We start from the raw sequence: 14202 nt of genomic DNA, 5'->3' as shown, positions 1-14202 counted from the left end.
ACATTCGATCTTAAACCCGGTTTCTTTGTAGATGCCTGTTTGTCAAAGCCCATACTTTTTACGAGAAACCTGATTTAAGATCGTAAATTCTCTGTTTACTTTTTTAATTCGTGCAGAGAGTGTGTGTTGCCATGAACGAAGCAATCTCAGAACTAATAACTCCCGCAAAAAACCCCCGCGCTTGCGCTGACAGGGGTTTTAAAGGCCGATTACATATTTTTGCCATTCTTTGTGCATACCGCTCTTAACGTGTTTAGTGACTTCAAAATAAAGACCGCTGTGAGGTTTCCTAGGCGGATAGCGCAGCGACATTCCCGCTTCTTTCGGCGTGCGGCTGCCTTTATTGACATTGCAGCGCACGCAGGCGGTGACGAGGTTTTCCCAACTGTCCCCTCCCCCGCGCGATCGGGGAATGACATGATCGAGGGTTAAATCGTCCCCCGCATAACTACAGTATTGACAAGAGTGTGCATCCCGGTGCAAGATGTTCCGGCGGGTTAGCGGAATATCCTTATAGGGAACTCGGACGTAATGCCGCAGTCGGATCACAGTTGGTAGCGGGAAGTTTGGCGCAATAAATTTCCCGTTGTGTTCTACCTGTTCTGCTTTTCCTTTCAGCAACAAAACTACCGCCCTTCGCCAATTGGTGATGTTAAGGGGTTCGTAGGAGGCGTTCAGCACCAGAACATTGCCCATTGTTGATTATTAAAGAGAATATTTTTTTCGATGTTAACACAGGTTCCACTTTAGGTGGGACGGCATCAGGCACAGCGAGGCTCAGCAAAAAACGCTGAAAAACCACTCCTTTACCCTATACCTTGGCGCAAGCGCCCCTAGGGCTGCATCTATTTTCTGCCTTTGGTGTTTGTCAGCGAGCTTTTTCCCCGGATTTTTGGCCCAGATGAGGCCAGTGTGTGCGATCGGCAAAATTTGCAGAATAAACTTTATTTTTTTCTCTAAATGCCTAATCTTCCCGGCAACAAACAGTTTAACTTTTTAGACTATTAGTAACCTTAAATGAAAAAGCTTATTACTGCTCATGAAATTTCGGCTCTTAAAGTCAGCTTTTAGCGCGTCAATTATTGCCCTTGCTGCTCCGATTTTAGCAAACAGTCCCGCCTTTGCCCAAGCGCCTTCATTTTTCTGCGGCGCTGCTGGCGGCCGCCCAGCTACAATTGCTGTCCAACAAGGCAAAAATATTCCCGTTATTTTGTGGCTAGCTGATAACTATTTCAATGAATCAGGAGAAGATGCGATTACTCGGTGTACCAGAGTCTCAGGAATTCTCAACAACTCGCAACCGCAAGGAAGCTGGGATAATATTGTCACAGCAGGTGCATCGTCCACAGGTCAACTAATTATTTGTGCAGCTAATCCTCAAGACGGTTCCTGTAGATTATTATATCAAGTACCCAAAGGTCAAAATCCCGAACAAGCCCGACAAGAACTCTTAAAAAGAGTTACAAATCCTAATGTAAGTGTTTCGCCTGTTAAAGTAAATTGATAATCATAACTCATTAGCTACGGGTAGGACATGGCAATGCCCATAGGTGTCAACTTAAGGTACAACCAATAGGCAGGGGTTGAAACCCCTGCCTCAAAGCTAAAGTCCTCTAAAAGAGGACTAATGAGTGGAGATTCTTCTCTTCAGTCCTCTTTGAGAGGACTTTCGCTATTAGACAGGGGTTTCAACCCCTAGCGGACTTGATGGATGACTAACGGACTTGGCGGGCTGACAGCTTAAGTTGACACGCTTTGGGCATTGCCGTGTCCCTACTTGCAGATAGTTGAAACTCTGGTAAAATACTTCGGTTGAGTGGCGAAAAAATTGCAGCTTTGCTTCAGCAATTCTTCTAACCCTTCAACCTGCCTCAACCATACAGTGCCGTTGCTTCCAGCTACAGCAATTTGTTTTCCGTCTCGACTCCAACTGACACTAACAACATTCTCCTCGAACTCAAATTGAGCAACCTGCCGTCCCGCTAAATTCCACAGTCGCACTGTCTTGTCAATTCCCACTGTAGCCAGCCGTTCTCCGTCGGGACTAAAACTAATTGATTTCGCATCAAAATGCAAGGTTTGAAATTCCTTAACTAATTCTTTTTCTGACAGATTCCACAGCCCAACTTTGCCATTCAATGTTACTGTAGCAAAGCGATACTGGTGTTGAGCCGGAGTGAAACTGATCCCAATTGCCTGAATAGGCAGTGTTTTTTTCAGCTTGCCCGACAAATTCCAAAGTCGCACTGTAGATTTGCCATCTAAAGTCGTTATGAAATCGCCGTTCGGACTAAAATTTACGCTCCTCACTAAGCCGTTGTGACCTGGGAGTTTCAGGCTAGGCGATACTAATTGTGGCTGTTTTGACAATTGCCAAATTGCAGCATAGCTGTCTATCCCTGCCGCCGCTAATAACTTTCCTTCGGGGCTAAAACTGATGCTGGTAACAGAGCCTTGAATTCCTTTCAAAGTAGCAATATTTTTACCTGATAAATTCCAGATTTTAACTGTGCTGTCCCTTCCTGCGGTAGCTAAAAAATTACCATTGGGGCTAAAGTTTACCATGTTAACTGACTGCTGCAAAGCTTTCCATTCAGCAATTTTTTGCCCGGAAAAGTTCCAAATCCGAACTTTATCGTCTATTCCTGCGGTTGCTAAAATCTGCCTGTTTGGGCTAAAATTGACGCTGGTAACGGCACTTTTATGAGCTTGCCACGTTATCTTTCTTGGCGGACTTAATGAGGATTGAATCGGCTGTGCTTCGCTAATTTTATCTAGAATTATTTGTAACGATAACAGCGGTCTAGTTGCCGGGTATTGTTCTAGCTTAGGTTGGTTTTGAACCAAGGTTCTTAATTTTTTGCCGGAGGCGATCGCCCTCAGTAAAGCTTCTGATAAAGCTTCGGTATTTTCGGTTTTTTGAGATACCGCTAACAATAAAGCATCGCTGCCATTTTGTTCGATTTCAATACTTGCTTGTGCTAGTTTAAACCGCTGGTAAGCAAGAGTTGAAAAGCCGATCGCTGTCAGTAACGATGCTGCCAGTACCGCAGAACCGATGCCGATCCACTGTTTGGCTTTTTGTTTGGCAGAGTCAGCTTCACTCCAAGCTTTTTCGGCATCACAGACAGCTTTTTTGGTTTCGAGTGTAGCTGAACGTAGCAGTTGATTTTGGTCGCTCAAAATAACTTTCTGGCTGGCAGTCAAAAACTGAAAATCTTCGTTTCTCAAACTTTTTCCTGCCGCCCAAACTAATGCTGACTGCAAATCATCCCCTCGCAACAGTTGGGAATCATCTTCACAGCTAGAATTTAGCCAGACTTTGATCGCTTCCGAGTAAGGCGAAAGTTTTTCTAATTTTTCTTCAATTAACTCTTTGTTAAATACAGCTTCATAAATCGGATTAGAAATTGTTAATTTTTCCCCGCGCTTAACGATTAATCCGCTTAAGCGCAACTCCATTTGTTCGGCACTACCATCGGGGACAATTTCAGTTTGCTCTAAAATTTGCTGATATAATCCTAGTCTCCTGACAATGCGCTGGTTTTCTTTGAAAAGCCGATCGCGAATTGTGGACAAATGTTCTGGCACATCTTGAGTTTCCCAATTTTCCACAATTTTCAAGCGGACTACTTTCTCCACCCACTCTTTGGAATTCTGGACTAATTCGGCATTTTCAAAGAGAAGTTTGCACAGCTTTTGAGTCAAAAAAGGCTGCCCGCCAGTCCAATACAAAACATCTCTCAAAACTTCATGAGGGCTGTCTGTAAGGTCGGCCAACCCCTCTGCTAGCGGTTGAGCTTCTGTTTCGTCAAAACCAGTTAATTCGATCGCCTTGCCAATATTAAAAGGGGTATTGCTGCTGGCATTTTGCTCGCGGCACAAATCCGTCGGCGATGCTACACCTAAAAGGGCCCAAGTTAGGCGATCAAACTCTGAATTGTTGGCGCGCTTGTTGTAGCACGATCGAATTAAGGCTAAAAAATCGTCGGCGGGAAAATCTAGGGCGAGAATGCTGTCGATTTCGTCAATAAAAATGACAATATTGCTGGAAATGTTGGGTAGCAGTACGGTTTCGATGAATTCGCTCAATCTTTGAACCGGAGTTAAAAAATTGCGATCGCGCCACCAAGTCCGCACGTTGACAATATCCGATAGGTTAAAGTTATTTTCGAGAATGCGTAGCAAACCAGCATACCACTGTTCGGGAGTGACGCCGCGGTTGCCAATTTCCGAAATGTCGATCGCAGCACAAGCAATTCCTTCATTTCTCAGCCGCTGAATTGTCCGCACCTGCAAGCTAGATTTGCCCATTTGCCGGGAATTCAAAACATAGCAAAATTCTCCGGCTTTCAATCCGTTATAAAGGTCGTCGTCGGCTTGCCGCTTCACATAATTGGGAGCGTTATTGGTGAGACTGCCGCCGACTTGATAGTAACTGGGCTTTGTGGTAAAATTCATATAAGTTATTCGGCGGTTGAAACCGCTACTATACAAACAAAATCCGCCTTCGCGGACTGAAGAAGTGAGGCGGTATTAAAGCATAATTCTGTATGATAAATTGTAGCACAATACAGTATGAAAACTGATTGGAGTGGATATCACCCAGACAAAGACTACTTAAGAGCGGAAATTTGGTCTTTGCTGAAGCACCAAGCCGCATCTATTGGCAATCCGTTCGGTCATATTCCCAACTTTGTCGGTGCTGATTTGGCTGCCGAAAGATTGGCAACTTTACCAATATGGCAACAAGCAAAAACGATTAAGTGCAATCCAGATTCGGCGCAAATTCCGGTGCGGATGCGAGCTTTGCAAGATGGAAAGCGCCTGTATATGGCAGTACCGCGATTGACAGACGATCGCTGTTTTGTAGAGTTAACTGCTGAGGACTTGCAGCGGCAAAATATATCTATTGCCGAAAGTGCGATCGCCCGCAAAGCACTGACTTGCGGAAAATTGGTAAGTTTTGCAGAAATGGAGCCAATTGATTTAGTAATAGTCGGCTGCGTAGCAGCAGGGTCGGGCGGTGGAAGAACCGGGAAAGGTGCAGGTTTTGCCGATTTGGAATTGGCTATGTTGACAGAATTCGGGTTAGTACAAATCGATACGCCACTTGTCACAACAGTGCATCCTTTGCAAATAGTTGCAGATTCGCGTTTACCAATGCAAGCTCACGATTGGGCGTTGAATTGGATTGTTACTGCCCAGGAGGTGATTGAGACTAATACAATTTATCCGCGCCCGAAAGGGTTAAACTGGGATAATATACGACCGGAACAGTTAGAGCAAATTCCGATTTTGCGAAAGTTGAGAGAGCAAGACTAGATAACGAGTTTCTGTGCTAAACTTGTCTACAGTTTACTATTGTAGAATATGAAAGTTATTTTGGGTGACATCACAAAACTCGAAGTTGATGCGATAGTGAATGCTGCAAATAGCAGCTTACTTGGTGGTGGTGGAGTAGATGGAGCAATACACAGAGCAGCAGGATCGGAACTTTTTGAAGAATGCCGATTACTTGGAGGATGTAATACTGGAGATGCTAAACTAACTAAGGGATATAAATTGCCTGCACGCTTCGTCATCCACACAGTAGGCCCAGTATGGCGGAAGGGTAATGATGGAGAACCGGAACTCTTAGCTGAGTGTTACCGTAAGTGTATGCAGATTGCCACAGAGCGAGAGTTTGAGAGTTTGGCATTTCCTTGCATCAGCACCGGCATTTACAGCTATCCTAAAGCTCTAGCAGGTGAGATTGCAGTGAAGGTATGCTCGGAATATATACAAAATAATGGTGGTTCTCCAAAAGTAATTTTTTGCTGTTTCGATCAAGAGAATTATGAAATCTATGAGAGGATTCTATCTAAATACAACCCTAAAAAATCTCTCTAAGACTTCATCTAACGCACCCTACAAGTTTAGGAGTGACACGATATTCAAGTTATTTCAAGGTAAAAGAAAAATTTGTGCGAGCGCCCCAATTTCTATCCCTTCAATAATAATCGGTATAACAGCCGATCGCCCAAAATCTAACCTTTGACTGTCATCGGACGGGTCAACTTCAACAGGAGGTTGAGAGTACACCTCAACCAGTCCTTCAACAAGATTCACCATCCCATAAATCGCAATTCCAGCGCGGGCATAAATCCGTTTTTTGACCGTTCGATCGCGGTGAACCGTCGTATCAGATACTTCAATAATCAGGGCAATATCTTCAGAGCCCGGATGCCGATCGAGAGACTGCCGCGTACCCCCTCGGACAACCACTATATCAGGTTCGGGTTCGCTATTGAATAGCGTTATCAGTTCTTGGGAATCGACATACTAACCAGGGGGTAAAATATTCTCTAAAGCTGTTGTGACAAGACGAGTTGTGACTCGATGCGGTGGATTTTTGGGTCTTTTGAAAACCAGCCAAGCTTCCAGCAATTCTACAGAGTCATCATCCGTGAGAATGCCAGCTTGAATTATCGCATGATACTGCTCGATTCTCAAGCGCAAAATCAGATCGTTCGGAATTGCTGCTACATTTTCGACGGGCGACATAACTGTATAGCCGTGTTAATTTTTCTCTTATTTTACTGTTTATTTAACGAACCGCGAAGGCGCTAAGGACGCGAAGCAAGACAGAAGAAGAAGACTCTAAGTTGATGATATATCTACTTTGTGGTGAACACGCGCCATGCAATGAAAGCTGTAAAGGCTAGATAACCAAACACGGTTATCCAATCTAGCCAATTATCGGATGTTATCAAAAAAATATCGTTCATGGGTATCATTCGCCTAATTATTACTTACCGCACTTACGCACCAAATTTTACACGATCGCGCTCAAGTGCGATCGAAAATATTGTCGGTATAGTTCGCACCGGGGCACGCACTCGTTACCATGCAATTTCACCAACCCCAAACTGTCTAATTTAAACGCCTGCATTGCCTTTAATGGCACCGGAGAATCCGCCGCCACAATCTCTCTCATCCCCTGCGCCAACTCTGGATATTCTTCCAAATTCCACAACTGCCGGCGCAAATGGTCGCTGTAAATTCCCGCATCTGCGATCGCAGTTTCTTTTAATTCATCGAGTGTCAAACCCGATCGCGAAATGTGATATAATGCAACTCGCACTAAATACGGATGTCCGCCGATAATTGCCGTTAATGCCTTAACTTCTGCATCCGACCAATTTAAGTTGTGGCGCGCTGCTAAATCTTGTATTTGCTGATCGTTGAATTCCGGTAAATCTACTGGCAGTCCGACGTTGAAAGGCGATTGATTGATGTTCATCGGAATGTAAACTTCGGTGGAGTGAACTACAATTAATCGCAGTTTTTTCCAGATGTCCCGCCGCTTCGATTCTTCGTGCCACGCCCGCAGCAGTCCTAAAAAGTCTTCGGCAATGTCGGGATATTGAAAAACGCGATCGATTTCGTCTAATCCTAAAATTAAAGGACTGTCGATTTGCGGTAAAATGTATTTTTCAAAGTAATCTTTGCAGTTGACTTTGCTGCCAAAAATCTCGTCCCAATAATCGTCTAATTGATTTGGTAAGTGCAACTCGCGGCCGACGTAAGCACAAAACCACTTTAAGAACTTATCTAAGTTGGCAAATACGCCTTTATCTACTAACTGAAAAGTTAGCGGCACTGTGCAATAACCTTGACGGGTTCCGTGATGCAAAATTCTTGCCATCAAGGAAGTTTTGCCCATTTGTCTCGGCGCTTTGATTCTAATTAACGCGCTGGGCTGCACAATAGTTTGGTAGCAGCGTTCTTCGATGGGCTGGCGTTCTACGTAAAATTGAGAAGCGACATCGACTTGTCCTCCCGGTAATTCAGGTTCTGCGGCGGGTAGAGGTATTTCGTCGCTGCTAATTTCTAATAGCTGTTTTTGTGTGAATTGTTCCGTTTCTTCTGTGACTGGTGCGGGTTTTTCGGCCAACAAATTCAGAACTTCTTCGATAATAATTGGAGTGTCGGCGGTGGTTTTCCATTCCCTCTGTTTGATGCGGTACAGATAGCCCCGCAAATCGTGATTGAGAGGCGTGTTGAGGGGAAAACCGACGCGGATGGGGAGAATTATTGGTTTTCTGTCTGGGCGGGAGTCTTGCAGTTCTTTTGCTTGCTGAACTTGATATGTTAGTAGTTCGCTTTGGTTTTCCGTTGGCGGCAACAGTAGCAGCAAATAATCGCATTCGTGGAGGAATAAATTAATGCGATCGAACCAATTATCTCCCAATCTAATGTTATTTTCGGCTGTGAAAACTGTATGACCGATCGCGCTTAAGGCTATTTCCAACTGTTTTCCCAACTCGCGATCGGGTTCGGCGCTGCGATAACTGACAAATACTTTAACAATTCTGCTGCTGGCGGTTTCCCCCGCCAAATTGTCCAGCTCGTCTAAATTTTCCGGTTCTTCAAGTTTAGCCGATCGATGGTCGCTAGCAGCCAGAGTCATTTCAAAAGCCGCGAACAACTGTCGAATTTTACTCAAATCCGCACCTTCTCTACCCTGCTTAATTTTGCTAACTGTATCGGCACCAACGCCAGATTCAGCCTCGATTTCCGTCAGAGTACCTCTAATGTTATGTCGGTCAGACCATTCTTGGAGCGCCTCGTTAAGTTTCTTTAAGCCAGAGGCAGTGAGAATGCGACCACGATCGCGTTTTGACTTGAGCACTTCGCTTGCACTGAAAGGGGAACGAATCTAGAAATTTTAACGCCTTAAGTCCCTATTTTGGGCGATTTTAAGGAAGATAATCAGCCAGCCGGAATTTAAGGGATTTTACTTGGAGAGGTTTTTGGGGAGATCGACTCCTCAAACTCTGTCCTGATAACGGCTTCAACAGTTGAATATATTTTAGGATAAAAAGTTTTTCTTAACTCCCCAATCTCCGCCGCTAATCACCACTTAACTTTTTAGAGTAGATACACCAAGCAAAAAAGGAGCAGCCAAATGAGCAAAATCTTACACAGACTGGCAATGGCCGCTTTGGGAACCGCCGCCATTTTCACAATTAATACACTTAATAATTTAACAGAAGCATCAGCCGCTGGTAAATTTGACGAACCAGAAATTTATCAAAACACAGTTTTTCCACTTGGCGTACCGGGTCAGTTCCATAAATAGGCAAATTCATTCATTTAATTAAGGAGAAATTATGAAGTCTACACTGTGTTCGCCACAACCTCTAGCTACAAAATCTGACTCCGTTGATGTTGAGGCCATCGATGCCTGCACTGCACTTGCGTGGATGGAATTGGTAGCATTAGATGCCAGCGCTCTCACGGGGGATGATTGGCTGGCTTTGTGCGATGATATAGATAGTGGGGAAATCTACCGCTGCTGGTTTTTGTGGCGCGATCGCGAAGTTAGCGGTAATTGGGAAGCTTACGATCCTTTGAGCGATCGCCGATTTGTTGCTAAAGGAAAAGTTTTTCTCAAAGCCGCGATCGACTCGCTCGAAGATGCTAGAAATCGGGAAGTCGCCTAACTTGAACTCATCTCAGGTGAATAAAATTTGTGCCTACAAAACAAGAATTCTGCCAAGAGAATCCGCCAGTGTACAAAGTTTTGTCTGCCGGGGCGAGACTGGGAGAAAAAGGGGTAATAGAACCGGATTTGATAGCAGTCCGGGAAACGGAATACTCTCAAAGAAAATAAAAGAAATACGGCTGCGGGCAAAAGTTGACTGTATGATGCTAGGTGCTTCGCCTCGGAAGCGGTTGAGAACGTTTTTCCACCCGCTTTCTCGTTGCAGCCGTTAAACTCTTTCTCTTCAAACATGACTCTAAAACTTCGATGGCTGTTGCCGGCCGCCCTTAGTCTTTTCTCGATCGCCCTGCCCGCAAAAGCTGATAAACTAACATCTTGGCACTTCGAGGCAAGCAAAAATCAGCTCAATTTAACCACAGATTCAGGAGTTCAGCCGCAAGTTAAACTAATTGCTAATCCCACCCGCTTAGTAATTGATTTACCGGGAATAGTCTTGGACTATCCCGAAACTCCTCAAAGCTACAACTCAGCTATTCAACAAATTAGAGTCGGGCAGTTTGACACGGAAACTACCAGGTTAGTGATACAATTAACTCCCGGTTATAAGTTAGACCCGCAAAAAGTCCGAGTCATTAGAGAATCTGCCACGCGCTGGTCTTTTCAGTTGCCAAATCCCGAGCAGATAGCGGGGAACGAGTCTTTGATCCCAACAGCTATTACCCGCATAGAACAAGCAGCCGGTCAAGTTACGCCCACTGTTTCGCCGGGAAAGCAGAGAAACTATTCCACTGATTTGGCGATGTCAACAGGCTCGGAAATGACAGCCATCAAGCCTCAAATCGAAAGTGCGATCGCACAGTATAGATCCCTGAGCGCCGGAATGTTTTTTCTGGATTTAGATACAGGAAACTATTTGGATATCAAGGGCGATCGAGTATTTCCGGCCGCCAGTACCATCAAACTACCAATTCTGATTGCTTTTTATCAAGATGTAGACGCAGGCAAAGTTAGCCTAGACGAAACATTAGTTATGAAGTCCGACTTAGTAGCCAGCGGTTCTGGAACTATGCAAGACAGACCAAATGGCACTCGGTTTAGCATCAGAGAAACCGTAGATAAAATGATTACCATCAGCGACAATACTGCCACCAATATGATTATTGAACGTTTGGGGGGGATTGCTAAACTCAACGAGCGTTTTCGCACTTGGGGATTAACTGATACGAGGATTCGGAATTGGCTCGGCGATTTTCAAGGAACAAATACAACAAGTTCTGTGGATATGGTAAAGTTGCTGGCGATGCTGTCTCGCGATAAATTAGTTTCTGAATCGAGCCGAGAACAGGCTTTAGAATTATTGCGGCACACAACAACTAGAACGCTTTTGCCTTCCGGTTTGGGGCCGGGAGCAGTTATTGCTGACAAAACTGGAGATATCGGCTTTGTAGTTGGCGATGCTGGAATTATTGATATGCCCAACGGTAAGCGTTATTTAGCGGCAATCTTTGTCAAACGTCCTTACAATGACCCGATTGTGAGAGATTTTGTCCGTCGAATTTCGCGGATTGTTTACAATTATTTAGACCAACCTGCGGCGAGTGTACCGGAGAAGTTACGTTGATCAGACAATTCGGCGATTGAAATCGCTACTAAACAAACAAAGTCCGCCTTCGCGGACTTGAAGAGAAGATTTTCAATTACTAAGGACTATTCTTTGCGCTCGATGGCTACAGTCAAATGAGCCGCAACTGCCCCCACTGTAGCAAGTACAGCAGCAATTGGAAAGACTACTGATCCTGCAACGCCGCCCACCAATCCCGCCATCAGCGGAATGTCTGCCAAAGTCCGCCCTTGCGAGTTTTTGATGACGAGGCGGCGGAGTTTTCCTTGCTGAATTAGTTCTTTGACTTTAGCAATTAGGCTGTCGCCGCTAATCTTAAATTCTTCCACTCTGACTTTTTCCTCTGTTACAAATTCTGATGTGAATACATGAGTTTCAACTGTTGGGTTGGCTGAATTCCCGGCCGCTGCAGTTTCGTCTTGTAGAATTGTTACTTGTTGTTCTATTTGTGAGTTCATTTTGTGTAAGGGCGGGTGAAAACCAGCCGTTTAATTTCTATACTCTTATCTTCGGCGATCGCACTTGGGAATGACAGGCAAGGAAACCCTACAATCTGCATTCGTACTTTCCACCCCCGCCTTTTTACTCAAAACATTATTTTTTTGGCATTGAGATCAGGGCAGGTTTATCTCTTCCTAAAGGTAGAGAAGATTTTGTTGAAACAACCCGTCTCTAGATACAAGTAAGGTGCGTACTGCCAGCCAGGTCAAGGTGGTGGCTGTCTGTTAAATGTTTAAGTTGGACACCAAGCGAAGTAAAGTCAGGGAAATTATTAAAATTAAAACTTTATATTTCTACAATGACTTCAAAAGTGATTGCTATCTAGGCACAATCAAGCTAGGGCTTGCAATGCCAGTTCTCAAAAGCACTCCAGAGATAGTGATCATACTGGCGAAGCACAATAAAACCAGAAAGGCAAACCGAGTACATCAACGAACATCTGAATCAAGCTATTAAGCTTGCAGATTTAGCTCAATTGCTGGGCATGAGTCAATTTCATTTTAGCCATCTGTTGAAGCAGTTGAGCGGCACATCTCCCTAACAATATTCGATCGCCCAACGGGTAAAACGGGCAAAGCAATTGTTGAAATTTTCGAGAGCGATCGATTAAGGAAGCGCGAGTGCGGTTATTTGACATAAATAGTTTGAGCAGTAGAGAGAATTTCTTGACGGCGAATCCAGTTGGAGCTGCGATCGATCGCCCGTTTACTGATTAGATCGACTCGTCTACTTAGCAGTGCTTCGAGTTCTTCTTGCATTTGGGCGCGATCAAGTAAACCCCAGTTGGCTGTGGGGGCAAAAGTAACTAGGGTATCGATCTCGCTGTGTGCATGAAAATCGTCATTTTGTAATTTATAATTGGTAATTGATAAGGAGAAAAATGAGCGTTCAACTATCCCTAATATTCTTCACTAATTCAGAGTTTTCTCAATACGCCGATCGGGGATAAGCCACATTATTGCAACTAAAACATACAGCATGAAAGCCAACCATGAGTTTACAAAGGAAAGCAGGATTGCTACGGTATAAATCACCACTGATACTTTACCCTTCAAGTCTCGCCCAAGTGCAATTGCTAGAGTAGAATCTTTACCGTGGTGAGAAATAAGAACACGAGTAAGAATGAAGTAAGCGATCGCCGCCAACAACAGCACTGTGCCATAAAGCGCAACTGGCCAGGCCGCGAAGTGGTTCTCGCCTGTCCAGGCAGTGACAAAGGGAATCAGTGACAACCAGAACAGCAGATGCAAATTAGCCCACAACACATTACCATTGACCTGCCGAGCGGCTTGTAACAAGTGATGGTGGTTGTTCCAGTAGATACCAAGGTAAATAAAACTGAGTAGATAGCTCAGAAATACTGGAACTAGCGGACGCAGCGCAGCTAAATCAGCTTCATGGGGTACTTTCAATTCCAGCACCATAATGGTGATGAGAATGGCGATTACACCATCGCTGAATGCTTCTAACCTGCCTTTACCCATTTTTGTAGATCCTCCTTTTCTGCTGGCGCGGTCGATCGCTTCTCATTCCAAAAATAACTTAGCATAAGGTCGGTTGCAGTGATGTGTTATACCGATCGGCGATCGCTGGCACTTACCAACCAAGCCAACGATTTTGCTTGCCTAATATCGGCTGAAAACAGATAACCTTAACGGACTTTTAGCTCATCTTTTTAACCAGTCGAGCGACACGACTTCTGATCAATACCCGATCGCGCAACGGGTAAAACGGGAGAAGCAGTTGTTGAAATAAAAAGAGCGATCGATTATGGACATTGCCGTATTGGTGTGGGTTCAACAGCCACAGTCATTCGCAGGACAGAGTTTCGGCAATTTACGGGCATGACACCGAGAGCCGGAGCGATCGAATTTAGCGATCGAGCTTTTGTGTAGTAGGCAGGCTAACGGCATAGTCGATCGTGGCAGATAGGCTCGAACTCAACATCAGCGACTTGCTACCGTAAGCTGGATTTGAATTGTTAGGCTTCCTTGCTTAGTGCGTCGAACCGGCGTGGAGACGGGTGAATTTTACCTTACAACGCGAAATCTAAGATGCGTCACATCAGGAGACTCTATGACCTTGATTCTCTGCAGTTCAAAAGTTTCTCAACACCTAAATTCTCACAATTTGAAAGGCTAGCAACAAGAGTTGAAGCTAAAATAGCCAACTTACAGATCCCCAAATCCTTTTCTTTTTTTCGGTTGTGCTACGAAAGTTGATTGCTCACGGTACATAATAAACCTACCCTCACCAGGATTTTCTGGATAGTCAAGAGGTGGTATATTTCGCAAGTCAAGTATTAATTCGCAGGTTTCATCCAAACCTTTAAATTTGTCTTTGGAGATCCGTGGGAAACTTATTGGGAAAGAAGCTGGTTTGTCCCAAACTATCCAAAAAGCCAGGGGAAAAAACTTAAGCAAACTACTTGATGGTATAAATCCTTCTCCCATAGCTGAGCCTATACCGAGCCAATTAAGAACAATTTGTTTATTGGACGGGTAGACCCAATATAGCGATCGCAAATGAATTGTAAATCACAAATCATGTATAATAATGAGGACGTAAATCTCAGTAGGAGTTGAGA

Annotated in this window: 17 protein-coding genes; 8 read left to right on the top strand and 9 right to left on the bottom strand. The window is 44.4% G+C overall.

The window, feature by feature from the left end:
* Positions 1 to 198: 198 nt before the first annotated feature.
* On the bottom strand, positions 199 to 696 hold the full coding sequence (locus QUA83_RS18600) for an HNH endonuclease (protein WP_333082663.1): 498 nt from the start codon (positions 694 to 696) through the stop codon (positions 199 to 201).
* Between the two features lie 343 nt (positions 697 to 1039).
* On the opposite strand from QUA83_RS18600, the gene QUA83_RS18595 reads away from it, so the two are divergent.
* The gene (locus tag QUA83_RS18595) at positions 1040 to 1504 is read left to right on the top strand and encodes a COP23 domain-containing protein (protein WP_333295004.1); all 465 of its coding nucleotides are present in this window, start codon (positions 1040 to 1042) and stop codon (positions 1502 to 1504) included.
* 269 nt (positions 1505 to 1773) lie between these two features.
* Here QUA83_RS18595 and QUA83_RS18590 read toward each other — a convergent pair whose 3' ends face one another.
* A complete protein-coding gene (locus QUA83_RS18590; RefSeq protein WP_333295003.1) occupies positions 1774 to 4461 on the bottom strand; it encodes an AAA-like domain-containing protein in 2688 nt (895 codons plus the stop codon).
* Positions 4462 to 4578: 117 nt separating this feature from the next.
* Here QUA83_RS18590 and QUA83_RS18585 point away from each other — a divergent pair, with 117 nt between their 5' ends.
* Both QUA83_RS18585 and QUA83_RS18580 read left to right on the top strand, forming a co-directional pair.
* Positions 4579 to 5325: a 5-formyltetrahydrofolate cyclo-ligase gene (locus tag QUA83_RS18585; protein ID WP_333295001.1), complete on the top strand. Its 747-nt coding sequence runs from the start codon at positions 4579 to 4581 to the stop codon at positions 5323 to 5325.
* Between the two features lie 48 nt (positions 5326 to 5373).
* Positions 5374 to 5892, top strand: coding sequence for an O-acetyl-ADP-ribose deacetylase (locus tag QUA83_RS18580; RefSeq protein ID WP_333294999.1), 519 nt, complete (start codon positions 5374 to 5376; stop codon positions 5890 to 5892).
* Positions 5893 to 5946: 54 nt separating this feature from the next.
* Here QUA83_RS18580 and QUA83_RS18575 read toward each other — a convergent pair whose 3' ends face one another.
* The 3 genes from QUA83_RS18575 to QUA83_RS18565 form a co-directional block, all read right to left on the bottom strand.
* On the bottom strand, positions 5947 to 6303 hold the full coding sequence (locus tag QUA83_RS18575; protein WP_333295028.1) for a Uma2 family endonuclease: 357 nt from the start codon (positions 6301 to 6303) through the stop codon (positions 5947 to 5949).
* Between the two features lie 21 nt (positions 6304 to 6324).
* Entirely contained in the window at positions 6325 to 6546 is a 222-nt protein-coding gene (locus QUA83_RS18570) for a hypothetical protein (protein WP_333294997.1), read from the bottom strand.
* 271 nt (positions 6547 to 6817) lie between these two features.
* Positions 6818 to 8677 carry an AAA-like domain-containing protein gene (locus QUA83_RS18565; protein ID WP_333294996.1) on the bottom strand — a complete coding sequence of 620 codons (1860 nt, stop codon included), beginning with the start codon at positions 8675 to 8677 and terminating at the stop codon, positions 6818 to 6820.
* 276 nt (positions 8678 to 8953) lie between these two features.
* Here QUA83_RS18565 and QUA83_RS18560 point away from each other — a divergent pair, with 276 nt between their 5' ends.
* From QUA83_RS18560 to QUA83_RS18545, 4 genes are all read left to right on the top strand, one after another.
* The gene (locus QUA83_RS18560) at positions 8954 to 9127 is read left to right on the top strand and encodes a hypothetical protein (RefSeq protein WP_333040368.1); all 174 of its coding nucleotides are present in this window, start codon (positions 8954 to 8956) and stop codon (positions 9125 to 9127) included.
* A 31-nt stretch (positions 9128 to 9158) separates the two neighbouring features.
* Positions 9159 to 9491, top strand: coding sequence for a hypothetical protein (locus QUA83_RS18555; protein WP_333294995.1), 333 nt, complete (start codon positions 9159 to 9161; stop codon positions 9489 to 9491).
* A 29-nt stretch (positions 9492 to 9520) separates the two neighbouring features.
* Positions 9521 to 9661, top strand: a complete 141-nt coding sequence (locus tag QUA83_RS18550) for a hypothetical protein (RefSeq protein ID WP_333294994.1) — start codon at positions 9521 to 9523, stop codon at positions 9659 to 9661.
* Positions 9662 to 9782: 121 nt separating this feature from the next.
* On the top strand, positions 9783 to 11114 hold the full coding sequence (locus QUA83_RS18545; RefSeq protein WP_333294993.1) for a serine hydrolase: 1332 nt from the start codon (positions 9783 to 9785) through the stop codon (positions 11112 to 11114).
* An 86-nt stretch (positions 11115 to 11200) separates the two neighbouring features.
* Here the strand turns inward: QUA83_RS18545 and QUA83_RS18540 are convergent, their stop codons facing one another.
* Positions 11201 to 11572: a DUF4342 domain-containing protein gene (locus QUA83_RS18540; protein ID WP_333294992.1), complete on the bottom strand. Its 372-nt coding sequence runs from the start codon at positions 11570 to 11572 to the stop codon at positions 11201 to 11203.
* A gap of 518 nt (positions 11573 to 12090) precedes the next feature.
* Here QUA83_RS18540 and QUA83_RS30605 point away from each other — a divergent pair.
* On the top strand, positions 12091 to 12156 hold the full coding sequence (locus tag QUA83_RS30605; protein ID WP_445301788.1) for a hypothetical protein: 66 nt from the start codon (positions 12091 to 12093) through the stop codon (positions 12154 to 12156).
* 85 nt (positions 12157 to 12241) lie between these two features.
* Here the strand turns inward: QUA83_RS30605 and QUA83_RS18530 are convergent, their stop codons facing one another.
* From QUA83_RS18530 to QUA83_RS18520, 3 genes are all read right to left on the bottom strand, one after another.
* Positions 12242 to 12481: a nucleotidyltransferase domain-containing protein gene (locus QUA83_RS18530; RefSeq protein ID WP_333295027.1), complete on the bottom strand. Its 240-nt coding sequence runs from the start codon at positions 12479 to 12481 to the stop codon at positions 12242 to 12244.
* Positions 12482 to 12526: 45 nt separating this feature from the next.
* Positions 12527 to 13099, bottom strand: coding sequence for a TMEM175 family protein (locus tag QUA83_RS18525; RefSeq protein ID WP_333294990.1), 573 nt, complete (start codon positions 13097 to 13099; stop codon positions 12527 to 12529).
* A gap of 687 nt (positions 13100 to 13786) precedes the next feature.
* Positions 13787 to 14068: a hypothetical protein gene (locus tag QUA83_RS18520; protein WP_333294989.1), complete on the bottom strand. Its 282-nt coding sequence runs from the start codon at positions 14066 to 14068 to the stop codon at positions 13787 to 13789.
* Positions 14069 to 14202 lie beyond the last annotated feature (134 nt).

Source organism: Microcoleus sp. K1-B1 (genome assembly GCF_036704705.1).
GTDB lineage: Bacteria > Cyanobacteriota > Cyanobacteriia > Cyanobacteriales > Microcoleaceae > Microcoleus.
This window is presented reverse-complemented; position numbering and strand designations above follow the sequence as displayed.

Bases quoted from the DNA above. Each gene is read 5' to 3' on its own strand.
- QUA83_RS18600 (WP_333082663.1), bottom strand. From the start codon at position 696: ATGGGCAATGTTCTGGTGCTGAACGCCTCCTACGAACCCCTTAACATC.
- QUA83_RS18595 (WP_333295004.1), top strand. From the start codon at position 1,040: ATGAAATTTCGGCTCTTAAAGTCAGCTTTTAGCGCGTCAATTATTGCC.
- QUA83_RS18590 (WP_333295003.1), bottom strand. From the start codon at position 4,461: ATGAATTTTACCACAAAGCCCAGTTACTATCAAGTCGGCGGCAGTCTC.
- QUA83_RS18585 (WP_333295001.1), top strand. From the start codon at position 4,579: ATGAAAACTGATTGGAGTGGATATCACCCAGACAAAGACTACTTAAGA.
- QUA83_RS18580 (WP_333294999.1), top strand. From the start codon at position 5,374: ATGAAAGTTATTTTGGGTGACATCACAAAACTCGAAGTTGATGCGATA.
- QUA83_RS18570 (WP_333294997.1), bottom strand. From the start codon at position 6,546: ATGTCGCCCGTCGAAAATGTAGCAGCAATTCCGAACGATCTGATTTTG.
- QUA83_RS18560 (WP_333040368.1), top strand. From the start codon at position 8,954: ATGAGCAAAATCTTACACAGACTGGCAATGGCCGCTTTGGGAACCGCC.
- QUA83_RS18555 (WP_333294995.1), top strand. From the start codon at position 9,159: ATGAAGTCTACACTGTGTTCGCCACAACCTCTAGCTACAAAATCTGAC.
- QUA83_RS18545 (WP_333294993.1), top strand. From the start codon at position 9,783: ATGACTCTAAAACTTCGATGGCTGTTGCCGGCCGCCCTTAGTCTTTTC.
- QUA83_RS18540 (WP_333294992.1), bottom strand. From the start codon at position 11,572: ATGAACTCACAAATAGAACAACAAGTAACAATTCTACAAGACGAAACT.
- QUA83_RS18525 (WP_333294990.1), bottom strand. From the start codon at position 13,099: ATGGGTAAAGGCAGGTTAGAAGCATTCAGCGATGGTGTAATCGCCATT.
- QUA83_RS18520 (WP_333294989.1), bottom strand. From the start codon at position 14,068: ATGGGAGAAGGATTTATACCATCAAGTAGTTTGCTTAAGTTTTTTCCC.